Below are 23,422 nucleotides of genomic sequence, written 5' to 3'. Positions count from 1 at the left end.
GGGCCGTGACGGCGGCGACCGACACCAAGCCGAAACTGCGCTAAACCGCTTCCGCGGCACTATCGACTGTTGGGATCCGCAGTTGCTGTTTGCGGGCAGTTACGCCGATGTCGTTGGGCGCGCGTCGACTACACCGCCGGGGATTTCCTGAATTTCGAAGCGACTCAACGGAAATCGTTAGGGTCGAATAGGTGCCCGAATTTGTCCATCTTGGTCTCCAGATAGCTGTCGCGGTCTTGTCCGCGAAACTTCTGCGGGACCCGGTCGGCAATCCGGATGCCGTGTTTGCGCAGACCGGCGATCTTTGCCGGGTTGTTCGTCATCAACCGGACCTCCCCGACGCCGATATAGCGGAGCATGAACGCGCCGTGGCTGTAGCGCCGGAGGTCGTATGGCAGGTGGAGGTGGTCGAACGCCTGCACGGTGTCGAGCCCCTTGTCCTCCTCCCGGTAGGCCGTCGCTTTGTTGAGCAACCCGACACCGCGTCCCTCGTGACCACCGCTCCAGCCCCCACCTTCGTCGAAGTAGACGAGAACCCCGGCGCCTTCGGCGCGCATCTGGTCGAGCGCACTTATCATCTGGCGGTAGCAATCACATCTGGTGGAGCGCAGGGTGTCGCCGTAGAGGCACCGCGAATGCGCCCGGACCAGGGGCGGCCTGGCATGCAACTGCTCGTAGGTGCCCACGACCGCCGCGACGACCGCCCCCTCGCCCAGCATCGGTGACTGATAGACGTGGAGCTGCAGCGTGCCCCAGTCCTCGGTGGGCAGCGTATGGATGATCACAGGGTCGCCGGGGATCGGCCCTTCGTCCCGGCGGCCACCATAAAAGCTGAGTTGGGGAGCCGCACGGCGTCTTTCGGCCAATTCCGCCATCAGCGGACCGCCGAGCGGGCCGCGCAGTGTCGGGTATCCCGGCCGGTGCAGTTGGACGTGATCCGGCCGATAGACCAGGTACGGATTGTGCGGGCCGAAGCGGGCCAGCGCGACGGCGGCCTCCTCAGCGAAGCGGACATCGCGCACATCGACACCCGCTAATGCGTGCGAGTCCGCACCGACTATCCCGACAACAAGGTTGGCGACGGTCCGCAGGCGCTCCTGGATATCACTGTCGGCTTGTGCGCCCGTCCGATGCAGCGAATCGAGAATAGCCGCCTCGGCACCTGCCCCGACATCGAGAGCAGCCACCACTGCCGAATAGTGCTCAGACGGTACGGACTGCGCGAAATCCGTTACTGCCCGGCTCAATTCGTCATATGCATCAGTGGCGATACGCTCCGCCAACGAGTCCGCCGGGCCGTGCAGCGCCCTGTCCACGAAAGTGATCGCAGACAACGCATCCCGATGATGGGCTTGCAGGTGCATCAGCGTCGGTAGGCCGAGCCGGTATTCGATCCGCTCGGACGGCGTATCGTCGTGCCGCCACTGTGGCGAATCCCGGTACGCATTGGACGTACCCGGTCCGGTGCGCATCTCGAACAACGCATCGACCATCTCTAGTCGACCGGTCGGCGTCAGGTGCAGCGCGTTTACGATCGCTTCGAAATGCTCCTCCGGCACAGCGCGTGCTATTACGCGCAGGCGGTCGTCGATCACCCGGTTCAGATCCGCCGCATCGATATCCACCTGTTCACGAAATCCCGGCCACGGCGGATTCAGCGCTTCATCCAACCGCCGCGCCTTCTCGGCAGACCCTGGGTATCGATCCAGTACATGACGTGTATCGACATCGAGACGATCCACCAGCGATAGGGTCGCGGGCTCGGAGCGGAGCCAATCGAGATCGACCAGAGGCCAGCTCTCGGCCGGACGAGCTGAGCCGCCACCGGGCTCGTCCGGCACAGCAGGCATGTGTGGGTGTGCGGTGCCGTCCGCGCCACTGATGGCTGCCTGTGTGCCGGACTCTTGCGGCAGCGGAACCGACTCTGTTCGCCGTGGTGTGACCGCCGCCGTCTCGGTTTGCTGCCTGGTTTCAGATCCGGGTTCGGCGGTTTCGGAGGTGTCGGAGCGGTTGCCCGCGTGGGGGGAAACGGCCTGCTCCTCGACGGTCCTGGCTCGTCGCGACCAAGGTGTCTCGGGCCTCCCGTCCCGATTCGATTCGGTGTCGGGGGCCGACGGCCGCGGCGACAGGCTCGGCGCCGAGTCCGTACGCCGCCTGATCCAGCCCGACAAGATTTCCGAAAACAATGCGGGATTGATCTCAGAGGGCGGACGCCACGCCTGCGCCGCCTGTTCGTACGCATACGCATACGCCAGCAACCGCGCGTCCGTATGTGGCTTGCCGACCAGCGTCGCCCCCAGCGGCTGACCGGTGCGCGGATGGTAACCGATCGGGATTGTCACCGCCGGATACTTTGCCCGGGCGTGCACCTTGTGTGCGGTGTCCTGGAAGAACAGCAAAACATCCGCGCCGCTCGCATCGAATGCCCGCTCGAGTCGCTGCTGCGCATCCCTGGTGGCATGGTCGAGGTGAGCGTGATACTTCGCCAGTACCGCTGGATCGTCCAGATCGATGGCGTTGGCGGCAATCAACCTGCTCTGTCCGTACGGAATCGCGCCCTCGATGATGTGATCGTCATTGAAACGGATCAAGTCTGCCAACGTCTTGATCGGCGCGTCCGCGGGCAGCCGGTCCAAGTACTGATTCATATCCCGCGCGAATTCAAAGTTGGCGATCGCGCTGGGTAGGTCGGCCTCGTGCACTTCGACCGGTGTCAGCGTCGCGCCCTGCTCCCTGAATACATCCTGCGCGCCTTCGAAAAAGTAGGGCGCTCCAATCGTCCCGATCCGAACGTTGCGCAGGGCATCGACCGACAATTCCGCAGTGAAATCGATGTCGGCGACAGGCGCTGCCGCCGGATCCTGCGGGTCAGCTGCGGTCAACACGGTGAGCAGGATCGCGGCGTCGAATACCGTGCGCGCTATCGGCCCCGCGATGTCCAGGGATAATGCAGTCGGCATGATCCCGGTCCTGCTCACCCCACCGGTGGGTTTGATCGTAACCACAGAGTTGGCCGCCGCCGGAGCGACGAGCGAGCCCGCCGTCTCCGTCCCGATGGCCGCCGCAGCCAACGCGGCCGCGACGGAAACCGCCGATCCAGTACTGGACCCGCCCGGGTCAAGACCCGCGCCGTACGCGTTCAGCACGGTTCCGCCGAGGCCACTGTGGCCGCTCGGCATTTCGTCGGCGACGAAATTCGCGAGTTCGGTCAAGTTGGTTTTGCCCAGAATTATCGCTCCCGCCTCGCGCAGCCGCCGCACCACGAAAGCGTCACCGCTGGGGTAGGAGTCTTGGAACGCCACCGCCCCACCGGTCGTGGGCAGCCCGGCGACATCGATATTGTCCTTGATCAGAATGGGAATCCCGTGCAGCGGTCCACGGATGTGCCCCCGTCGGCGTTCGGCATCCAACCGCTCGGCGTCCGCGATCGCCTCGGGGTTCAATACCCGAATCGCATTCAGGCGCGGGCCTGCCTTGTCCAGCATCTGGATTCGCCGCTGATACGCCTCGACGAGTTCCACCGAGGTCATCACCCCATCGGTCAGCGCGCGCTGAAGCGTGCTGATGTCTGCCCGTTCCAGATCGACGGTGGTTTCGGTCGAGTACGACCCCCCGGCACCGATCTGCAGGTCGGGTGGGTACGCATCGGTTCCGGCTCCCGGCAATCGCATTGCGTTGCCTGCCTGGTCGAAACCCATTATCCAGATTCGGACCGGAACCTCCGATACCGTCGAGCCGTCCCATGGCTCGTACCGTCCCCTGCCCGGATCTTGCAGTTCGATCCAGCCGTCGTCCCGGCGCTCGTCGTAGTGGTACTCCAGGCGATAGGTGTAGGCGCCGACGCCGTCCGCATCTGCCGCGTGTACCTCATCGACCACCACGACCGAGAACCCGTCACGTTGCGGTACGGGCAGGCGCGCCACCCTGGTGAGCAGCGCTCGCTCGAGCAGCCGATGCGAATGGTCGGCGTCGACGGGGATCGGCTGCGGATCGCCGTGTAGCAACGACGCATACCTTTCGAACGCAAAGCCGCCGGGTCCGACCCGGCCCGGCACGACGATGCGCTCGTTGCCGGTCCGATCCCGATGCAGCGCCGCGGTCAACGGCGCGCTTTGACTCATCGCATGACCGTCACGAGGAATATCCGCGTGGTCGGACCGGACGATCAGATCATCGGCCTCCCCGGCGATGTCGAGCGCCGAATCCAGCCACTGATCCAGATTCGCGTCGAACCGATCGATATGCGTTGTCCGGTCGGCGATCTCGTCGGCGGCCTCGACCATCGTGATGAGGTAGCGGCAGTGTTCGGCACGCTCCCGCACCGCGCTGCCTCGCGGATGAGCATCCGCCAGTTGACGCGATACCGGTGTGAGTGCCGCAGACACCGAACGCATCTCCAGCGCTTCGGCCGATATCGAGTCCAGCTCGCGCAGCCGTTCCGGAGTATCCGATCCGAGCACCAGCACGAGCCAGCGCAGGTCCTGTTTCACCATGCGCCGCAACGCTTCCCGCATCTCGGGAAGCGTGTTCCAGCGGCTCGGATTCACATCGATACGCGTGGCGGCCTGCCACAGCCGATACTCGGCCGCGGCGCGCTGCCTTTCGGCATCATGTCGGCTGCGCACCAGCTGGTCGAGTTCCCTCGCATGCGTACGCAGCCGTTCATGTCGATAGCGCCACGGAGTCTCGGCATCAAAGGCATCGATCAGCCGACGCAGTCCGATGTAGCGCTCGGCAAGGTCTACCGCTCGAGCAGCCTCGCCACGCGCCCGTAACGCGGCCACCCGCCGACCCACTTCGTCGAGGGGCGCCTCCCCCCACCCGTCGCCGGGTAGCTCGAGTTCGCACTTTCGCGCCGCCGCGCGCAGGATCATCGGGTCCGGATCGAGTGCTCCCCGGCTCCACCGACGATCCAGCGGGTACTTGCGCAGTTGGTCCGACTCCAGACGCGTCCGCACCTCTTGCCCGAGTTTCCGACGATGGTCGGTTTCGTCTATCGCCGCGATTACCGTATCGATACGCGTGAGTTGCGTACGCGCGCGGGCGATTTCGTGCACGAGACCGATGGCGGTTTCGAGCCGGTCGGATCGCTTGGACTGCAGACTCATCAACCGCATCAGGTCTTGCCCGCCCGCACCGAGTTCGTCGAGCGCCGGAAGATCAATGTCGAACTCCCCGCCGAGTCCGTCCACCAGGGCGATGAAGCTATCTTCTCGAGCACGCGCGACATCGTCGCGCACAGCCGCCAAACCTGCGCGCAACGGCGCCAAGCCTTCGCTCGACTCCAGGGCATCGGACAGGTCGTACGTATGCGACGAAGATCTGGGCGGCGCTGCCGACACGCCCGACAGCGCTGCGGTGGCATGCTCGATCGCGGCATCCATATCAGCGTTCAGCCGATATATCGCGTCGTAGAGTTCGGCAACCATGGTCGCTCGCTGCATCAATCGACGCAGCTCCTCGGTACCGCCCGCGTCCCCGGAGCGCCGGGCAGCAGCCAGCAGGCGCCGCAGGCGAGCGACCAGTAGTCGCACCCCTGGACGTGAGTCCCAGGTCGGCAGACCGTATTGCCGTGCGGCCGAGAAGATCTGGCGGTACGACGGCCCGAGCGTCCGCAGCAAGCGCTCGTAGTCCTCCACCACCATGCCCAGCGTGTGGAGCGCATCTGCCTGCCCCTGCAGACGACGGACAGCCTCGATATGCCGAGCCACTGTGGCAAGCAGGGACTCGATCAGTCGAACCGGCGCATCGAGCGGCCGGAAGCCGGCGGCCGCGAGTGCCAGACCCTGCGCCCGGGCGATCAGCCGGAACGCTTCGTCGGCGCGCCGCGCCAGCTCGTCTTCCACCGCCTCGACCGCCCCGGCCCATGCGTGCAGGCGATGCACCTCGTCGATAAGTTTTGCAACCGCAGCGTATTCGGCGAAAACTCGTCCAGCAGCTGTGCGCTCGGGTGTCGGGTAACCCTGTTCCTGGCGCTGCGCCAGCACATGTCGAATCCAGTCGTCGTCCACCAGCTCGCCGTGCTCGATCTCGAGCATTTCGACCAGTTCACGGCGAACCTGCCGATACTCGATGAACCAGCTCTCCCAGGTGGACGATCCGGTGCGCAACAGCTCGTCGGCATCGATATTGTGCGGCCCGAGCAGTTCGACCAGTTCCTGCCGCAGCCGCGCGGCTCGGTCCCCGACCCGGCGCGCTACCGCCCGCCGGATATCCGACTCGGTGTTCCCGCTGTTCGACGCGGATGGCTCATGCGGTCTTCTGCCGATCTGACCGTCCGGCAGTGGGCTGGGCATGGAGTCGCTGGTGGCACCGGCGTATCGCCCGCGTTCGACGTCGGCGGGTAGTGGGATCACACCACTTCCGGCTCGACGGCGAGCGATCCGGGGGAGGGCGTCGCCGTGTCCGGCGGTGATTTGCGCGGTGTTGGCCAGTGCTTCGTTGGGCCGCCCGGTCGTCGGATCGTAGTGTAAATAGCCCTGATGCACGGCCTCTGCACCGGCGAAATCCGGTGAGTCGGGGAATTCGGCGCCGAGGCGTTGGGCGCCGAATGCCTCGGTCGCGGGGTCCATGCCGTGGCCGAGCCGCGGGTTGACGCGGCTCTGCGCGCCGGGCCGGTCCGCTCCGAACATCGTTACCGGATCGCGCCACGACGCGAAGATATAGACATTGTCCGCGCCGATGCCGAACTCCGCGGCATGGCGGACAGGGCCCGCCCCCGGGGACCCCGAGAGGGTGATCGAGCCGACCAGACCGGCCAGCCTGCCGCCGCGACCGGCATAACAAGTGGTGACCGAACCGTAGCTGTGCCCATAGAGCCGGTTGACAAGCCGGGTGGGGGCGGCCGTTCCGGCGCGACGACGGGTGGCGTGCAATGCCGCGATGTCACACAGCAACCGGTCCCCGCCGACCTGTGCGCGGCGGCGGAACGCGGCCTTCACATAGCCGGTGTACAGCGACCCGGCCGGCGCGTCGTACCCGATCCAGATGATGGATGCCAGCTCGAGCGACGGCTCGACGCGCAGCGTCTCCTCGTACAGGTTGCGCAGCGGCTTGGCCTGGTATGCCAGCGAGGCCGAGGTCGTATCCGTGCCGGGCACATGCCAATTCACCGTATGCGCGGTGTCCACATTGCCGAGCGAGACGACGGCCTTGCCTTTGCCATGGAACGCGGTGGAATCGTAGGACAGCAGGTGTACCGGCGGACTGCCGGGCATCTCGGTGGCTTGACGGTCCAGCTGTTGCAGGTGATTTCGGATATGGATCAGGTTGCTGAGCTGTTTCCTCTCGGCGGCGGTGAGGTCGGTCCGGATCCAGTTGAGCATTCCCACACCTACCGGCTTGCGGGCGGTGAACTCGTCCAGCTCCCGGCGGATCGACAGCCGGTTGGCGTGGTCGCGGATCACGGCCGGAAGGCCGTCGGCGTTGCCGATCTGGTGCGGGTAGACCTGGATGAGTGCCCGTTGCGCGCTGCTCAGCCCACCTGGTTCGGCGGGGTCGCTCAGCGAGTCCCACCACTGGCTGTTCTCGATCGCACGCCGTCGTGCGGACCCCGCCGTCAGGCGATACGCCCACCGCTGCAACCTATCCGCGGTGCCGAAGCCACCCGCGCGCAGCGCCTCAGCGGCGAGTCGCCGCTGTTCGTCGTCGAAACCATGATCCATGGGCAACGAGCGCCAGTGGTATGCCGGGGTCGGGTCCGGCTGCGCCGGGTCGTGCCGGTCCAGCCAATCCACGAGCGCGTCCAGATATTGGTCCGCCGTATACGTCTGGGCGACCGCAGAATTCGTACGCTGCACCGCGGCAAGAAGTTCGTTCTCCGCGGGGTGATGTTCGGTCTGGAATCTGCTTCTGTCCGAAGTGTTCTCCCCGTCGATCAACATTCCCGCACGAGTCGCTATTCGCGTTGCGACATCTCGGACGATATCAACCGCGTACGAACCGCGCACGGAGTCATCGATATCGAAGTTGGCCGGTGACGGTGCCGATCCGAACCGGTTGATCAGGAACTGGCGTTCGGCCGCGGCGAGTTCGTCGAGTGCGGTCCGCAGTTCGGTCGGACTCGCCTCTGCCAGCGCGGTGGCCAGCACCGCCTGCGACCGGTTGTGTTCGGCCACAAGCATACTCGCGGACCGACGCGCGGCGAGCAGCGCCATGTGGCGGATCACCTGAATGCGCGCGCCCGCCCGGACTGGGCGTAGCGCCGCCCGATGATCCGCACCGAGCCCTCGCATGATGCGTTCCAGCTGCTCGGGGCCCGCCTCGGCGATCAATTGCTGCGGCCCTGGCTGGTCAGCACCTATCAGGGCGGCGTACATGGCCGCTCGGAAACGGTCGGATTCCGATGTGGTGGACGGGTCGGCAGGACGGGCCGCTGTCACCAGCCGGGTCCGCTGAATTCTGAGCTTGCGGCGGACGCTGGCCAGCGTCGCCAGCACCGCACGCTCGGAAAGATTGCGCAGCATCGCAATTTCGATGTGCGTCATACCATTTCGTGCGTGTGCAAGAATTTCGGTCTCGGGGGGTGTGAGCGATAGTCCGTCAACCATCTCGCGCGACCAAGGCATCGTCTCACCGCGCGCTTCGATCCAACCGCCTTCCAGAAAGCCTGATGAATCGCGACTATCGCCGTCGTGTGGACGGCTGCCGATCATCGTCGCCCGATCACGACCGCTTATCCGCGGGCGGCTGCCGATGAAATCCTGTGCGACGCCCGGTCGGTCGGCGCGCGGAGGCGAGACCGTATCGAGTGGAGGTGAATCGTCCGTATCGGCGATCGGCAATGGCGGCAGGACAACCGGGCCGTTCGCTGGTAATACGTTTCCGGCAGGGCCATATTTGACTACGACCAGGCTGTTCGTATCCGGGGGAACCATCACATCGGCCGGACGCGCACCGTAGGAGTATTCATGGATACTGTCGTCGCGTGATTCGTAGAACTCGAGCACCCCTGCGGTTTTGCCGCGGGTCAACACAACCGTGTGCGCGGATCGCGAATCGCGGAAATCGACCGGCGGACCGTCGACTATGCCGCGCTGCCAGTGCACCACGAGAGCCGTCGTTCCCGGGGGGTCGTTGGACAGTTGCTGCTCCAACAACCCCCAGGTGGCCACCTCGTGAAAGGTGCCTCCCGCTGCCCGATGCGCCGGTAGCGGCAGCACTCCCCGCTCAGTAATCTGGGCGGGTCCCCATGTTCCCACGTGTGCGCCAGTCACCTCGTGTACCCGATCGAGACCGCGCCGGAAACACACCACAGCATCCCGCCGCCGACCCTTATCGAGTACCTCGGTCAACCATTCGACGAAATCGGACTGACTTCTCGAATACGCCTGGAGATCCACGTCGTGCGGTAAGAACAATGGCCTACCGAACAAGAATTCGTGGACAATGGCGGCAAAGATTCTGATCGTCGTGTCACTGCCACGATTGATCAGCGGCGCATGGAATAGCAGATAAACCGTGTTCGCGAAATTCCGGACGGTGTCTGGTGAAGGTTTGGAGGACCGTTCCAGCAGTACGCCGATTTCGGCGATCGCGGCGTCGAAGATCCGTCGCTGATCGGCTGGGTCCGCTGTTACGGTGACGAACTTCTCGGCACCATGATCGAACGGGTCCACTCGGCCCGGCGAACCTTGTTGCTTGGCGGTGCCGACAGCATCCGCCGCCGCGCCCATCAGCAGGGTATTGCTGTTGACCCGGGTTCCGTCGGGTAACTCCAGGACGTTCTGCAATGTCTCGTTATGCGGCGACTCCGCGGCGAAACGGGCTCTGATGCGTTCGCCGGTCGTGAAGAACGCGCGGAAAGCGGGAGTTTCCGAGCCTCCTTCCCATTGTCCACTTTCCGGGTCGAATCGGGCCCCATCGAGTTCGCGACCACGAACACCGAACATGTCGACATTCGGATCACCGACCACGAGTCGCCTGCGGAATTTGTCCGGTTTGATGACATTGGGATCGCGTCGCGCATTGTGGCGCGCCAAAGCCGGGTGCATATCGCGTGCACCCTGATCGTCGGCGCGCTCACGCGCCCAGACCGCGCGCTCATAACGTTGCTGCGAAACCCATGCATACAGTTCGAACAATGCCCTGCGGCGAGCCGCGGACGTCGCCGCCGCCAACCAGCGGCCGCGGAGCTTCCCGAATCCTCGATCGGCGGTATGCGCCTGCCACAGGGAATACATCCGAAGCGCCGCGATACGCGCCGGGTCGGTGCTCGACATCACCACATCGGGAGCCGGGAACTGCCCGCTGAGGAACGTGCCCGATCCATGACCGGCCGTCAGGCCGAGGTCGGACCGCGTGCCGGATCGGCTACCGGCAAGCCCTGAAGGCTGAGCACGCCCGCGCCGATCCGCCACGGCCGCAGATCCGGTCGACCAGGGCGTGGGCGTCGACACCGAGCCCGACCTCGGCCGACTGCCGATGCGGCCCTTGGGTTTCGGGTTGCCCTCGGCCGTCTCGGTGACGCTGCTCGGCACCGACTGCGGATCGGTTTCGGTTCGCCCGCTCCATGGTGTACGTCGCTGGTTCTGCTCCGGCGAGGCGTACGGGGGAAGCTGCTCCATATCGCTTTTCAAGATTCGAGCAGACTCGTGGGCGAGGGGGTTGGCGAGCCTTGCGGAGTCCGTTCCGGGATAATCGGAGCGAGGGGGCTGGAGCGAAGTCTCCGATGCGGGTGCATCGGGATCAGTTGCGGCGCTTGCCGGTTCGACGCGGTCGGGCTGTTGCGAGTGAAGGCCTCGGGCCGTCCTGGAGCGGACATCGCTGGACGGGTCACCCGATGGTCTGCTGCCGATCAAACCTTCAGGAAGGTCCGGGTGCGCGGTGAAGTGCGCTGATTCGACATGTGGCGGCTGGAGATTCGCGACGTACTCGTGGATCACCCATCGCGGGGTACCGACGACGTTGCCATTGATCTGCGCGTCGGCGAATCCGACGGCCAGGGCCTCGCTGTCGCGTGTGGTCTTGGCCAGGCGGTTGCGCCATCGCTCGTAACCTTCGATCAGTCCGCGCTCTTGAAGCTTCGCATGGGCGTCGCGCAGCACGACGGTGAGGTTCCGGCTGAGTTCTCCCCCGGTGGCTTGGTCGATCGCGTGGGCGAACTCGTGGCAGACATCATCTGCGTACGGTTGCCCACTGCTCGGATGCACCCCGTATCGGAGGTCCCGGTCGCTGGCAGCGACAGCCCAATCTCGATCAGCCGCGAACTGCATACTGAATGTCAATTCCGCCCGGACGGTGGAACGATCGACATACTTACCGTGCTTGTTCGGCTCGGGGGCGGTCGTGGCGCGCGCGCCGAACAGGAAGTCGATTCTCAGTTTGCGAATGTTGGTCATGAGCATCCGGAAACCGGGGGCGTATCGATACCTATCGAGCAGGTCATCCAGTTTTGCCAAGATTTCCCCGACAGTCTCCTTCGGGACATGGGGACTGTCGAACCCGGCCAACTCGAGATATGGGTGCCTGAGCAAGAAGTCTTCGATCAGCCGGGTCTTGGCCTGGGCGTCGTCGTCGAGCCTGGCCATGCGCAGCGGACTCTCGGCGTGCTGGGCAATCTCACGCAGCGAATCCATCGCCGCCCTCTGTGTATTGAGCACCGTCCTCGAGAGCGACTCGGGAAATGCCATCTGTTCCAACAGGTCCCCCGCATACATCACAACCTGTCCGATGTCGACGATGGCTTGCCGGGGGAGGTGGTGATCTTGCCATACCTTGCGACCGTCGACGTAGCGGACGAAGGCAGCGGCGAAGGGGCTCTTCTTGCCGGTGATGGCCGCTGAAATGCCCAGCAAGTCGGCCGCGCGGGGGTCGCGAGAGGCTCCTTCGTACTGGTAATCGCGGTAGAGGACATGGAATTCGGGCGGACTCAGGCGCACCTCGGCAATCGGTGCTCCCATGGCCCGGCAAATCAGTGCCTGCGCCCACTCCCGCATGGCATGTTCGGCATAGCGGTAGGTCTCTCGCAGGACTTGGACGCCGTCTTCGAAGGTCATCAGTTCGATCTCGACGCCCGGCCGTCCCCGCAAAGCCTCGATCTTCTCCACCTCGGGTGTCTCCCGGGCCATGTCGGCATCGCTTCGGCGGCCGGTGCCTGCTCCATCGATGAGACTCGATTGCTGGGTACCGCCGAGGCGGTCTGTGCGACCGCGGTCCGATGGGGCACCGAGGGCTTTGGCGATTTCGGCGCGCAGTTCTGCCGGGGATTCGGCCTGTAGGTGGGGTAGGGCCTTTGCCAGTACGTCGTGTTCGGGGAAGACGCCGGTTGCTGGTGCGATTCGCCAGGCGGCGCCGGGGGTTGGCCGCTCGGCGACCACCCGGAAACGGTTCGAGCCGACGTCTACGAACATCTCCTTGACGGAGACGCCTGGTGCGGGGGTCGGCCAGCGGGACCGCATCGGGTGCATTTCGAACTCGGGCGGTGGGTACTTGATCGGTTTCTGGCCGGTGGCCAGCCGATAGATGGTGCCGAGGGGAGTGTGCGGATGCAGTGGTTCGGCTTCGCCAGCCCAGAACGCTTCGGGACCGGCTTCGGCGGGGCGCACATGGCGTCGACCAGGCGTAGTGGATATGTAGCTGTATCCCGACAGTTTCTCCGGTCCAGTATCGAGCCAAGTGACGAAAGAGAGTTCGCGGCCGCTGTGGTTGAGGTAGGTGTCGAGTAGGTCGGCCATGATCAGGTGGGTGTAGGGCCTGACGTTGTCCAGCGCGTGACCGCCTTCATGCTGGATCAGGCGGTAGAACGGTCTGATCTGGGAACCGTCGCGATGGAGACCGGCAGAAACGAATTCTTTGCGCATTTCGTGGTATTGGTGCGCGTCGAGGACTCGGCGCAGATTGACCTTGATGATGCTGCCGGGTTCACCATCCCGATAGTTCGTCGGATCCGTATGTGCGCCAGCCTGTTTGTTCGGCAGTTCGCTCGGGTCGACCACACGGACTTCACGGATATTGATGTGTGGATACCTGGTGTAGAGGTCGTCGATGGCGCGCGCGATATCCCGCAGTGCCTCGGGATCGGCGCCCGGGTGATCGAATCCGACTATCCGTTCCAGCCGCGGCCATTTGGCCGTCAATTCGGCGGCAATCAGAACCGGATCGACGCCGTGCCAGGCGAGTAGCGGAGTTTCGCCGTTCGGCGGACGGCTGCCGATTGTCCCGGCGGGACCATCGGGTTCAGTGGTATTGCCTCGGCCGAGGTGCTCGGCGATGACTCGGTCCATGTCGGCCTGGTCGGTGCCGGGCGACCGATCTGCTTGCCGCTCGACTACTTCGAACACTCGATGTGCGGCAGCGGGCTCGGTGCCGAAGGTCAAATGCGCCGCGCGTCGCACATAGGCCGATACCGCTGGGTCGTCAACAAGTTTGCGCCAGCCCGACCATGAGCGCAGGTAGGCCGCGAGTGCCGTGCCCGCTTCGCGAGCGATCCGTTCGGTATCCACCAGTGCGTACACGTTCCGAGAATGCACTTCGCCGAATTGGCGATCGGTATCGCGAAATAGTTCTTTCCAGATCTCCGCCGCCATTTCAGCGTTACGGTCACAGTAGCCGATCGCTCGATCCACGAGTGCCTGTAGATCATCCACACCGACTTCTTCGAGGGCCTGCTCGAGAGATTTCTGGATGACGACGCCCACCTGCTGGATGAAGGCGGTGCGCCACTTGATACGTTTTTCGTCGCCCGTGTGCAAGGGCTTGAAAGGCGCCACCTCGATGCGATATCCGTGCGCTTGCAATACCGCGATGAAGGCGATGTCTTCATTGTAGGTGTGCGGTATCGGAACACGGCGTACACCTTGGTCATCCATCAAAAGAAACGCCCCAGTGATGGGGACGGCTCCCTCCAGAGCGTCCTCTCGCTCGGTACCGTCATATGTTGGCACGAATCGATAATTGGTCTGATGTCTGGCCGTGGAATCCGACGCCAGCGCATGCTTTGCATGCTCGGCGTCGTACACATCCGCCCGCCCGACATATTCTGCGCCCACTACGCGGTCATCGGAAATCGGCCTGGAGAGCAGGTCGGCGATCGCTTCGGAATCTACCTGATGCACTTTTCCTCGAAAAGTACCTTCGGACAATCTCATATCATCGTCGAGAAAGAGAACTCTACTCCCTGGAGCAGCGGTGGCCGCCGCAACGAAATGCGCCAGCCCTCTGATGCCCGCGTGGTTCCATTCGGCACGCCCCAATTCCTTGAAGGCATACCGCGCATACGCCTCAGCGGCCTCGTCCGGCCATGGGAGATTGCGTAGAAGTTCACGTCGACGAGACTCGTCAATATAAACCGTCCGAAACGGCGCACTTTTCAATGCCAGACGATTGTGCGCCCTGTTGATCCAATCCACAGAATCGTCATACACGAACACCGCGTTCACTGCGGGAATCACGGCCGCGATATCGGAGATAATTTCGTTCAAGCGTTGCGGGCCATCTTTGGTGCAGATATGAACGTTGATCGGTGGAGCGGTATGCTGTGTCGACCCAGGAACACCCAGAATAGGAATTCGTGTATCCGCGGTTACTGGCGGCTCGGCTATATCGTGGACTGCGGGTCCGGCCGATCGCGCCGAGGAATCGAGTACGGCGCTGCCCACCGGATTATTCGCCGGTTCGGTTCGGACGACGCGCCTGGCCGGATGGTCGGCGCTCGTGAACTCGACAGTGCGGCCGCCGGGTTCGCCGGTAACCGCGATGGTGAGTTCACCGGGCGCGAAGCCGGACGCCTCCTCGGCCAGCGATTCGGCGAACCGCGGTGCCTCCGGCAGCAGCGCGATCAGCACAGCCCGCAGGTCATCGCGCACAACGGTCGGAAAACTTATGCGCAGGACCGTCGGCGTTGTCGGTCCCGCCGTCTGCAAATCGAGCACCCAATTCCCGGCGCGGATACCGAGAGCGGTCGCTTCACCCCGCCGATCGGTGTGCACCTCGACATCCGAGGCTCGGCAGCGGTTGATCAATTCCCCCACGACCGGCGCGAATCGCGCGATATACGCCGGTCCTCCCAGTTCGCCCCTGATAAGGAAACGCGCACGGCGGGCGACGGCCCCAGCGGCGTGACCCACGGTGATCGGTACCATCACCGGGCCTGCGGGGCGATCGGTGATCTCGGTCCAGTCTCGGCCTGTATCGGTGATCGGTGACGAGAAATCGAGCAGCACACGATGGCGTGGATGCGGCTCCGTCACGGATAGCGGGCGCGACTCCTCGACTCGGAACTGGCAGTTCGCGCCCGCCAATGCGAGGTTCAACATCGCCGGACTCGGCGGCGTGCCGTGCGCGTTGTAATCCAGCTGAGCGCGCAATCGTAGCTGTCGATCCGCACCTTCATTCACGGTCAGCACAATCGCCGCGTCGGCGTCGGTGCCGGGCTCGGAGTCCCCGGCCGCAGAGGTGGAAGAAACGAGTTCGGCTATTCGTATGACCGCATCGATCACGTCCCGTGCGGTATCGGGCCCAACACCCTCCGGCAGTTGACGCATGAGGTTTTGGGTAATGGTGCTCAGGCTCCAGGGCTGCGTGCCCGGTCGAATTACCTGCTGCCCCCGGAAGCCCTCATACTTCGCCTGCATGTCGAAGGCATGCTCGCGCGCCTCCTCGAGGACATCTGTTAGCGAGTATTTCGCGTCGGTCTCCAGTTTGTGGGCAATTCGCTGCAACGCCGTGGCGTTATCGCGGCGAATATCACGATTGTCGCCGTACAAATTGTCGGGATAGGCTCGACTGAAATCCGGGTCGGTAAATCCAGCAATAATCCGCAGCCGAGCGGCGATCGCGCGTTTAACCACACTGCGGCGCACCGGGCCCTCCGGACGGCGGACCTCGCTCAGTCCCTCTTCCTGCAACAGATCTCGGGACGCCCGCGCGAACGCATCCTCCACCGCATGGGGTCCGGATAGGATGCCGAGCCCCCGACCGGCAACCCACTGTTCGATGTCGGATCCAGGTTGCAACTCGATCGACGTGCGTTGTTGCCGCAATGCCTGCACACCTCGAGCGAAAAGTTCCGCAGAAGGAGGGCCGATCAGGTGCGGACGCGCAGATTCCGACGCCGGACCTGTTGCACCCAGGCGACGGGTCAGGATGTCGGTGAACCATACGATGAAGTCAGACTGGTTGCGCGCCTTGGCCTGTGAATCGAGATCGTGTGGTAACCGCACCGGCCGACCGAATGCGAAGGTCATTGTGGTGGCCGCGAACATCCGGATGGTCGCATCGCTGCCCCCGATAATCAGCGGCGCTTGAAAGAGCAGATAAACCACGTTGGCGAAATGTCGCAAGGTGTCGGACGAGGGATTCGGCGAGCGAACCGCGACGAGCGTGGCGAGTTCGGTCATGGCGGCATCAAAAATCCGCTGCTGATCAGCGGCCGAAGCCGTTTCGATCGCAAACTTGTCACGATCGAAACGACGCACGAGGTTTCCGTCCACACGGGTCCCGTTTGGAAGTTCCACAGTATTTACCAGCACCGCGGGGTCTTCCGCCTCGTCCCTCATTCGCGCACGGAGAATGCGGCCGATGGCGGATGCCGTCCAAAACGCCTGCGTCCCCACACCGCCGTGCCACTGCCCGGTCCCGGAATCGCGGTCGATCCCAGCGCGCAACCACATCAAGTCGCCGTACATCTCGACATCATTTACACCGCGAGTGAACCTGGTTCGGAAGTATTCGGGATCCTTTTTCCCATCGATACCCACGATATTCGGGTCGCGCGCCACCGCCCAGACCTGACGCAGGTACCGCTGATTCGAGATCCAGAAGTACAGCTGCGTCAGCAGCTCTCGCTTAGCCTCAGGGACGTCTGCCGAATCCCATTGGCCGCTGAGCCCATTCAGTCCCTGATTGGCGACATGGGCCATCCAAAGCGAAAAACCCCACAGCGCCGCATTGATATCCGGATCATTGGTCGTCATCCGCCGTCCGGGCGGCGGGAAATGCGTACTGCGAAGCGGCCCCATTCCGGCCCACGCCGCGGGTATTCGGATCCGACCGCGCTCCAGAAAATCGGATGAATCACGCCCCTCGCCTTCGTGCGGGCGGCGCCCGATCCGATCGCCGGGTGCCTGGTCCGCGGTGCCTGGACGTGTCAGCTCGGTGATGACGGGCGGCCCAGTGGGAACAAACAACAGTTCCAGCGCCGCGAATTCGTCGAGCGGCGCGGACGAGCGCAGCACCCGATGAAATTCCATGACCACGCGGCCGGTGAAATAGTTGCCCGGCGGGAATGGACGGCCCGTGCCACCCAGAGCCCGATATCGCTGCCGCACCGGTTCTAGTTCGAACAATGCCACCGGGTCGAGAGTGGGGTCCGATTCGACCCGGGCCTTCCATTTCCGATAGCGAGCACTGCCCTGCCGAACTTGCTCGGCCCACTCCGCTGGTGAGCTGAATATGTCCTTGTTGAAGGAGGGGAGAGCGCTGGGTGGCTGCCCCGCGCACTCCAGCGACCAATACAGGGCGACCCGCGAGGCGCGGCCGTTGAAATCTGTCGAGAAAGGGTGGACCGATATCTGGCCCTGTTGCAGGTCCGCGGCCACCTGGTACGGGTCGTATCCCGGTTCGGCGATGGCCTCGTTGTACCGGGCGCACAACTGCGCCAGCTCGTCGCGCATCGCCGTCGCCGAGCCGTACCACGGATAGACGATGAACGCCGCCGTGGCCTGTCGCACAGACCTCGGGTTCGGCCGCTCGAAGCCAGCGAGCGGGTCGGACAGCAGATGGGCCAGCTCCTCGTCGGACAGCGGGGACGACACGAACCTGAGCGTGCGGGCGCCGGGGACTCCATCGATGCGCGGAACGGCCATGAACCCGTAAGGCAGGGCGCCATGTCCGTACGGTTCGGGAACGTAGGTGAGCCGAGGATTGTTCAGGACGGCGCTGATTTCGTCGGCCGTCAGCGGCACGCCCTGCGCGGCCCGCATGATGTTGGCGCCACCCGGCGAATCGCCGTCGCCCCGGAACCGCCCGGCGCACTCGGGTTTCACCCGAACCGCGAGCCGACGATGGATCTCCGCTAGAAACTCCACCGACGGTGCCTGCTCGGATCTCGAGCGTGCGAAGACGCGAGCATCCAGCCAGCCCGCCCACCCCTCGGGACCGTCGAAAATGTCCTGCGGGCGTTCCTGGGCCGAGACCAGGGCGACTTCGCGATAGGCGTCCTCCATGAACAGGGCCAGTTCCAGGGCGCGCTCCGCCTCGCTGGTGATTCCCAACGCGTGCTCCAGCACGCCGATCTGGTCTTGGATTTCCAGATCGAGGAATCCCCGCTCCCCGCCCGGGTCCGCCGCACCGGCATAGTGCTCGACGAGTGCCCGTCCCTTCGTGGGTTCGTGACCTTCGGGGCGGTCCGCTCTCGTGTCGGCGCGTAGTCGGGCGGTCGCAGCGCCGATATGCGGCGCGACATCCGGCACGGGAGAACCCGGCTCCTGTTCGGGTTCCGGTTCGGAGGCACGAGCGCCGTCGGGTGGGCGGTTGCCCATGCGGGCGAAATCGGCCGGATGGGCAGGGCTCGGCTCCCCTGCCGCTCATCGCTGGCTGGCCGAGCGGATCTTCGTCGTCGAATGGCCTCGGCTTGGCCAGTACCGATTCGCCGATCGCGTTGATATCCCGGATATGTTCCGGGGAGACGCTGACCCTCTCCGGTTCCTCAATGAGGTCGCCGTTCGGCTTGAAGTCGATGGTCCAGAACGCGCGCTTGGACTCGGGCAGGTTATCGATGAATTTCTGCTGTTCGCGCTGCCAGGTATCGAATTCGACGGCACTGTTCAGCAGGGTGCGTCGATCGGCCAGGTCGTGCGGGGTGAAGTCGAGGTTGCCGTTTTCATCTGCGGCGAGGTCCACCACGACCAATTTCGCGTCCTCGCCGGGTTTGCTGGCGTTGACCAGGAGGACGAGGTGGTTGTCGGCGTCGTCGCTGCCGTCTTTGTTGGTGTCCTTCCATTTGTAGACCAGGACCTGGATGCCGCCGGGACGCTGTTTCAGGGATTCGACGGCTTTGTCCAGTGAGTCGAATCCGTTTGGTACGCCACCGCGGAACGATTCTTGGACCGTGCTCCAGTCGTGGCCCCGCAGCGGTAGGCCGCCGGTTGGCATGGTGAAGACGTGCTTGTTTTCCGGGCACAGCACTCGCATGGCGGTCACGCCGTTGTTGACGCAGTTGTTGGGGCTGCGTAGGTGGATTTGCGTGATCAGATCGAGCAGGGCCGCGGTGGCCAGGTAGTAGGAGGCCGCGGCGAGAACGTTTTCGGCGACGGGATCGGTGGCGTCCGCTTCGCGGGCTGCGGTGTCGTTCGTGTTGACGTCGCCGGTGGGATTGTGGATGCCGGTGTCGGACAGGTGCTGGGCGACCGCTTCACCGACGATGTCTCGGGCTATCGCGGGGGTGATGTCCGAGGGTGGGAACCCGAGTGTGTTCGCGAGATCGTGCTGAGCTTCGGCCAGCGCGATGCCGACCTGCCGCAGCCCCTCGGCACCTGCGACCTCCTCGGGAGACCAGTCGAGTTGCTGGGCGAGTTCGTCGCGCCGGGGGGTGAGCTGCTCGAGTGCTTGTTCGTCGGTGAGCAGCGCGTACTGGATGGCGGCTGCGCGGGCGGTCGCATCGACCTGCTGCCGCAACGTAGCGACCACGGCGGGCGAAAGGTTTGCTTCGTGCAGCAGCCTCTGAAGTGGGTCGCCAGTACCGTCGGCGCTGGGGGTCTGGGTGCCGACGCTTCGGGTGCCGGGGGCGGCGTATTGGATTTCGGAGTTGGCGTGGTGGGTGTCGGGGTTGGAGGTGTCGGCGGGGACTTGATCGAGCACTGCGGCGGCGGTCAGGGCCGGGGCGGGAATTCCCAACAGTCTGGCGAGCCGCGTGGATCGGTCCACCAGTTGGTCGGGTGCGCCGATGTTCGCATTGCCAGGGTGCCAGGGTGTCAACGCGGCGATGAGGGCTTCGGGGGCGGTGATCGGTGCGTTGTGGAGGATGAAGTCGGCGGTGGCGTGGTACTGGGCGCGCTGTTGCAATCCGGGTACGAGTGAGCCGAGCTTGTCACTGGCCTCGACGACGTCGTTGTGCGTCTCGGCTGTCGGCTCGGCCCGGTGCTGGGCCACTGCTTGGTTGTATTGCACCACCGCTTCGCGGACCCCGCGCAGGTGCATGGCGTTGCGGATCAGCTCGTCCTGCGGCGACATCAATGCTTGTGCGGTGCCGGGTTTGCCGTTGCGCGCGGTGCGGTTCTTGGCCTGGTCGTAGATGTAGGACTGTTCGGGGACCTCCGTCATCCACACGTGCATGCCGCCCTTGGCGAGCACGGCGTCGGATACGGCGATGTCCACACCACGTTGGCCCTGCCGGTTGATCACCAGGATCTTGCCCTGCTCACCGGCGGCGTCGAAGACCTTCTGCAACTCGGCTTCCGAGTCGGCGCCCCACTTGGCGATCCGGTCGTTGTCGACCGCCTCGATCGCCTCCCGTGGCACTCCGGCCCGCAGCAGAGCGCGGACCTGTTTTTCGACCAGATCGTTGCGGTGGCAGAGGATCTCCTGGAAGCGGCCGTTGCCGCCGTCCCACATCTGGTGGGCGTATCCGGCCACCGCATTCAGCTTGGCCCGAGTGTTCTCGTGCAGGTCGGCCTGGCCCTCCACCAGCTGCGACGGGTTGTAGGGATCGATTTTGTGCGGTGCGTCGAGCCCGTACACCATCTTCAGCACGCCACCCAGATCGTCCAGCGTGCCCGAGGCGCCGGTGATGTGGTCGAAAAAGCGGTTGGTGCCGTATATCTCGGCCGCGGTGATGCTCTTCGACGAGTCCGCGTCGGCGCGCACCACAATCCCGTGCTGCTCGGCGTTCATCCCCTCGGCCTCGGCGGCCCGGATCTCCTTGGCCTCGACGGCCTGGGCCAGGCTCGCCTTGCCCGGCTCTGCGCTCCAGCGTGATTCGCTCGAGGTCTTCGGATTGCGTTGCAGGCCGTGCTCGGCCTGGTCGATGATGACGATCTTGCCCTGATCCATCACGTAATGGGTCTTGTTGCGGGTGGTGAACTCGGCGGAGGCGGCCATCTCCAGCCGCGACAACCCCATCTGCCGCAACCACCGCTCACCACCCGGCAGCGCCTCGACCTTCGCCCGTCCCGCCGGTGTCAGCGCCGCCTGGCCGTCGTACCAGTACTCGGTGTCGATGTCGAGGGTGCCGTCGGACCGTTCGACGTCGACTTCCTCGGCGATCTGTTTCAGGCCGAAATCCTCGTGCGACAGCTGCCCTTTCGCGAGCGCGTCGGCGAGGAAGTCATGCGCGTCGAAGACCTCACGGACTGTTGCCTCGGGCGCGGGGCCAGCGGCGATCTCGGATTGGATGAAGATCTTCTCACCGCGGTCTATGATCGCGTCCATTTCGTCGATCACCGCCCGGCGCGGCGGCATGTGACCGGCGTTGCACAGATGCCCGACGGTCTCGCCGGTGGCCACCACGATCGCGGGCCGGCCCGGTGTCACCGAACCGAACCCGGTCTCCTGATCGGCTCGCAACACGTCGATGCCGTAGCGGCTGAGCACCCGCCGGTACTCGGTGAACTCCCGATGCGCCAGTCCGTCCGCGGTCGTCACCAGCAGCGCCGAACCGTGCCGGACCGCCTGATTCAACGAGTACGACATGAACATCAGCGTCTTGCCCTGCCCCGGCAGCATCTGTACCGGTCGCCCGGCCATCTCGAACCTGCCCTCGAGCTGCGGCGCACGCAACACCATCCCACCGGGTACCTCGTCGATCGTGCCGCGCCGAATGATCTCCATCCCCGCTACCAGCGATTCGTGTTCGTCGGGGTGGAACAGCCCGGCCTGCAACACCTCATCCGGCATGTTCGACAGCTTCAGCGCCTCGGGGACGTGGTCACCCGAGCGCGCATGGAAATCGGCCAGCACGTCCTCGGCATGATCGCGAGAAGTCGTGGTCGACGAGCCCGTTTCGTCGCCGGGAGGCGGGGCCGGACCGGTATCCCGCCCCGCCTCGGCATCGGCCGGTGTCCTCTGGGCGGGCACACCGGTCTGGGCGCCGTGCTCCACCGCGGAGCCGTGCTCATCGCTCGCTGGCGCCCGCCGTCCGTCGGAGGTGGCCGCCGCCGAGTCGTCCGGAGCCGCGTGCTCACCGTTGTCCGCTGAAATCTTTTGTGGTCCAGAGGGTTCCGCACCGGACTCCACTCGTGGAGCGCCTCGGCTCGACTCGTTACCATCCGGATGCCGCTCGGCGCTGGCGGCATGCTTTACGGTGGCGGGCACGTCGGGGCCGTGCTGGGTTGCATCCACCGAAACCTTCGGCGGTGCGGCGGTTTCCGCACTGGACAATACCGGCGGCGGGCCGTGCTCCACGGTCCGGTCGCGCGCGTTGCCTGCCGACGGATGCTGCCCGGCGGTGTGCTGGGGGGTGTCGGTCGCACGCCGTGTCGGCGCCGATGCATCCGGGGCCGCCGCTTGCGATTCCGGCCTCGTGAGTGACAGGGCATCGGCCGATGTTCGTTGTCCGTCGTCTGCCGCGCGCGGGGTAACATCCACCGAAACCTTCGGCGGCGCAGCTGTCTTGGCACCGACCGGGACCGATGGTGCGGCCGCGCTCGCATGGGCATCGGATCCGGCGGGGACCGCTATCGGCGCAGCAGGCACCGTCATGCCCCCGCTGGATGCGGCATCGACCGGCGTCGAACCCGGCCGCGCGGGCCCCGCCGCCCCTGGCGCGGTGTTCGCCGTCGCGTTGGGTACCGGCGCCTGACTCTCGGTGGTCGCCGCGTTCGGAGCGGCCATCGATGCCTGTCGCGAGGCCTCCCACGCCTGCTTCGCCTCCGCCGAAATCTCCACCGGCGGTGCGGCCGCGGGCAGATCGGGCCTGGTGAACAGACCGCTGCCGTCGACCGCCGACTCGGTAGCGGGACGGGAACCAGCAGTGTGGCTGCCGGGTTGAGCATGCACGGTGCCCGCGAACGCGCCGTTGAGCATCGGCGCCAGAATATGGTCGAAATCCTCCGGCCAGCCGGTGATCATGGCCGCCGCGCCCAGACCCGCCGCCGCGCCAGCCATCCCGTGCACCAGACCGGCCAGCGTTCGGCTGGTCTGCATCATGGGAATCACCGCGGGCGCCACCCGCGCGGCCAGTGTGCCGCCCACCGCGCCACCGGCACCCGACGCCGCCGCCGCGAGTATCGACTTCACGTCGATACCGTTCGGGTTCTCGCCGTTGTCCCCGACCGGGGACGCATGCCGGTAACCGGCCTCGACCTGCAGTAGTTGCACGCCGCCATCCACGGCCGTCGGCAGCAGCGCCGCCCGGCCCACCGTGACCGCGAACCGGACCGGTCCCACCGCCGACAGCTTGGTCGCGGCGTCCACCGCGAGCCGTTCGTAGGCCTGCTTCAGGCCCGCCCGCATCACCTCGACCTCGGCGCGGCCCTCCGTCAGCGCC

The 23,422-nt window shown here is 65.1% G+C and carries 1 protein-coding gene; it reads right to left on the bottom strand.

Annotated features, from left to right (window positions below; all coding sequences use genetic code 11):
* Positions 1-164 precede the first annotated feature (164 nt).
* On the bottom strand, positions 165-17,753 hold the full coding sequence (gene ribA / locus NA5_RS42320; protein WP_157110513.1) for a GTP cyclohydrolase II RibA: 17,589 nt from the start codon (positions 17,751-17,753) through the stop codon (positions 165-167).
* Between the last annotated feature and the right edge of the window lie 5,669 nt (positions 17,754-23,422).

It is taken from the genome of Nocardia anaemiae NBRC 100462 (genome assembly GCF_001612725.1).
Lineage (GTDB): Bacteria > Actinomycetota > Actinomycetes > Mycobacteriales > Mycobacteriaceae > Nocardia > Nocardia anaemiae.
This window is presented reverse-complemented; position numbering and strand designations above follow the sequence as displayed.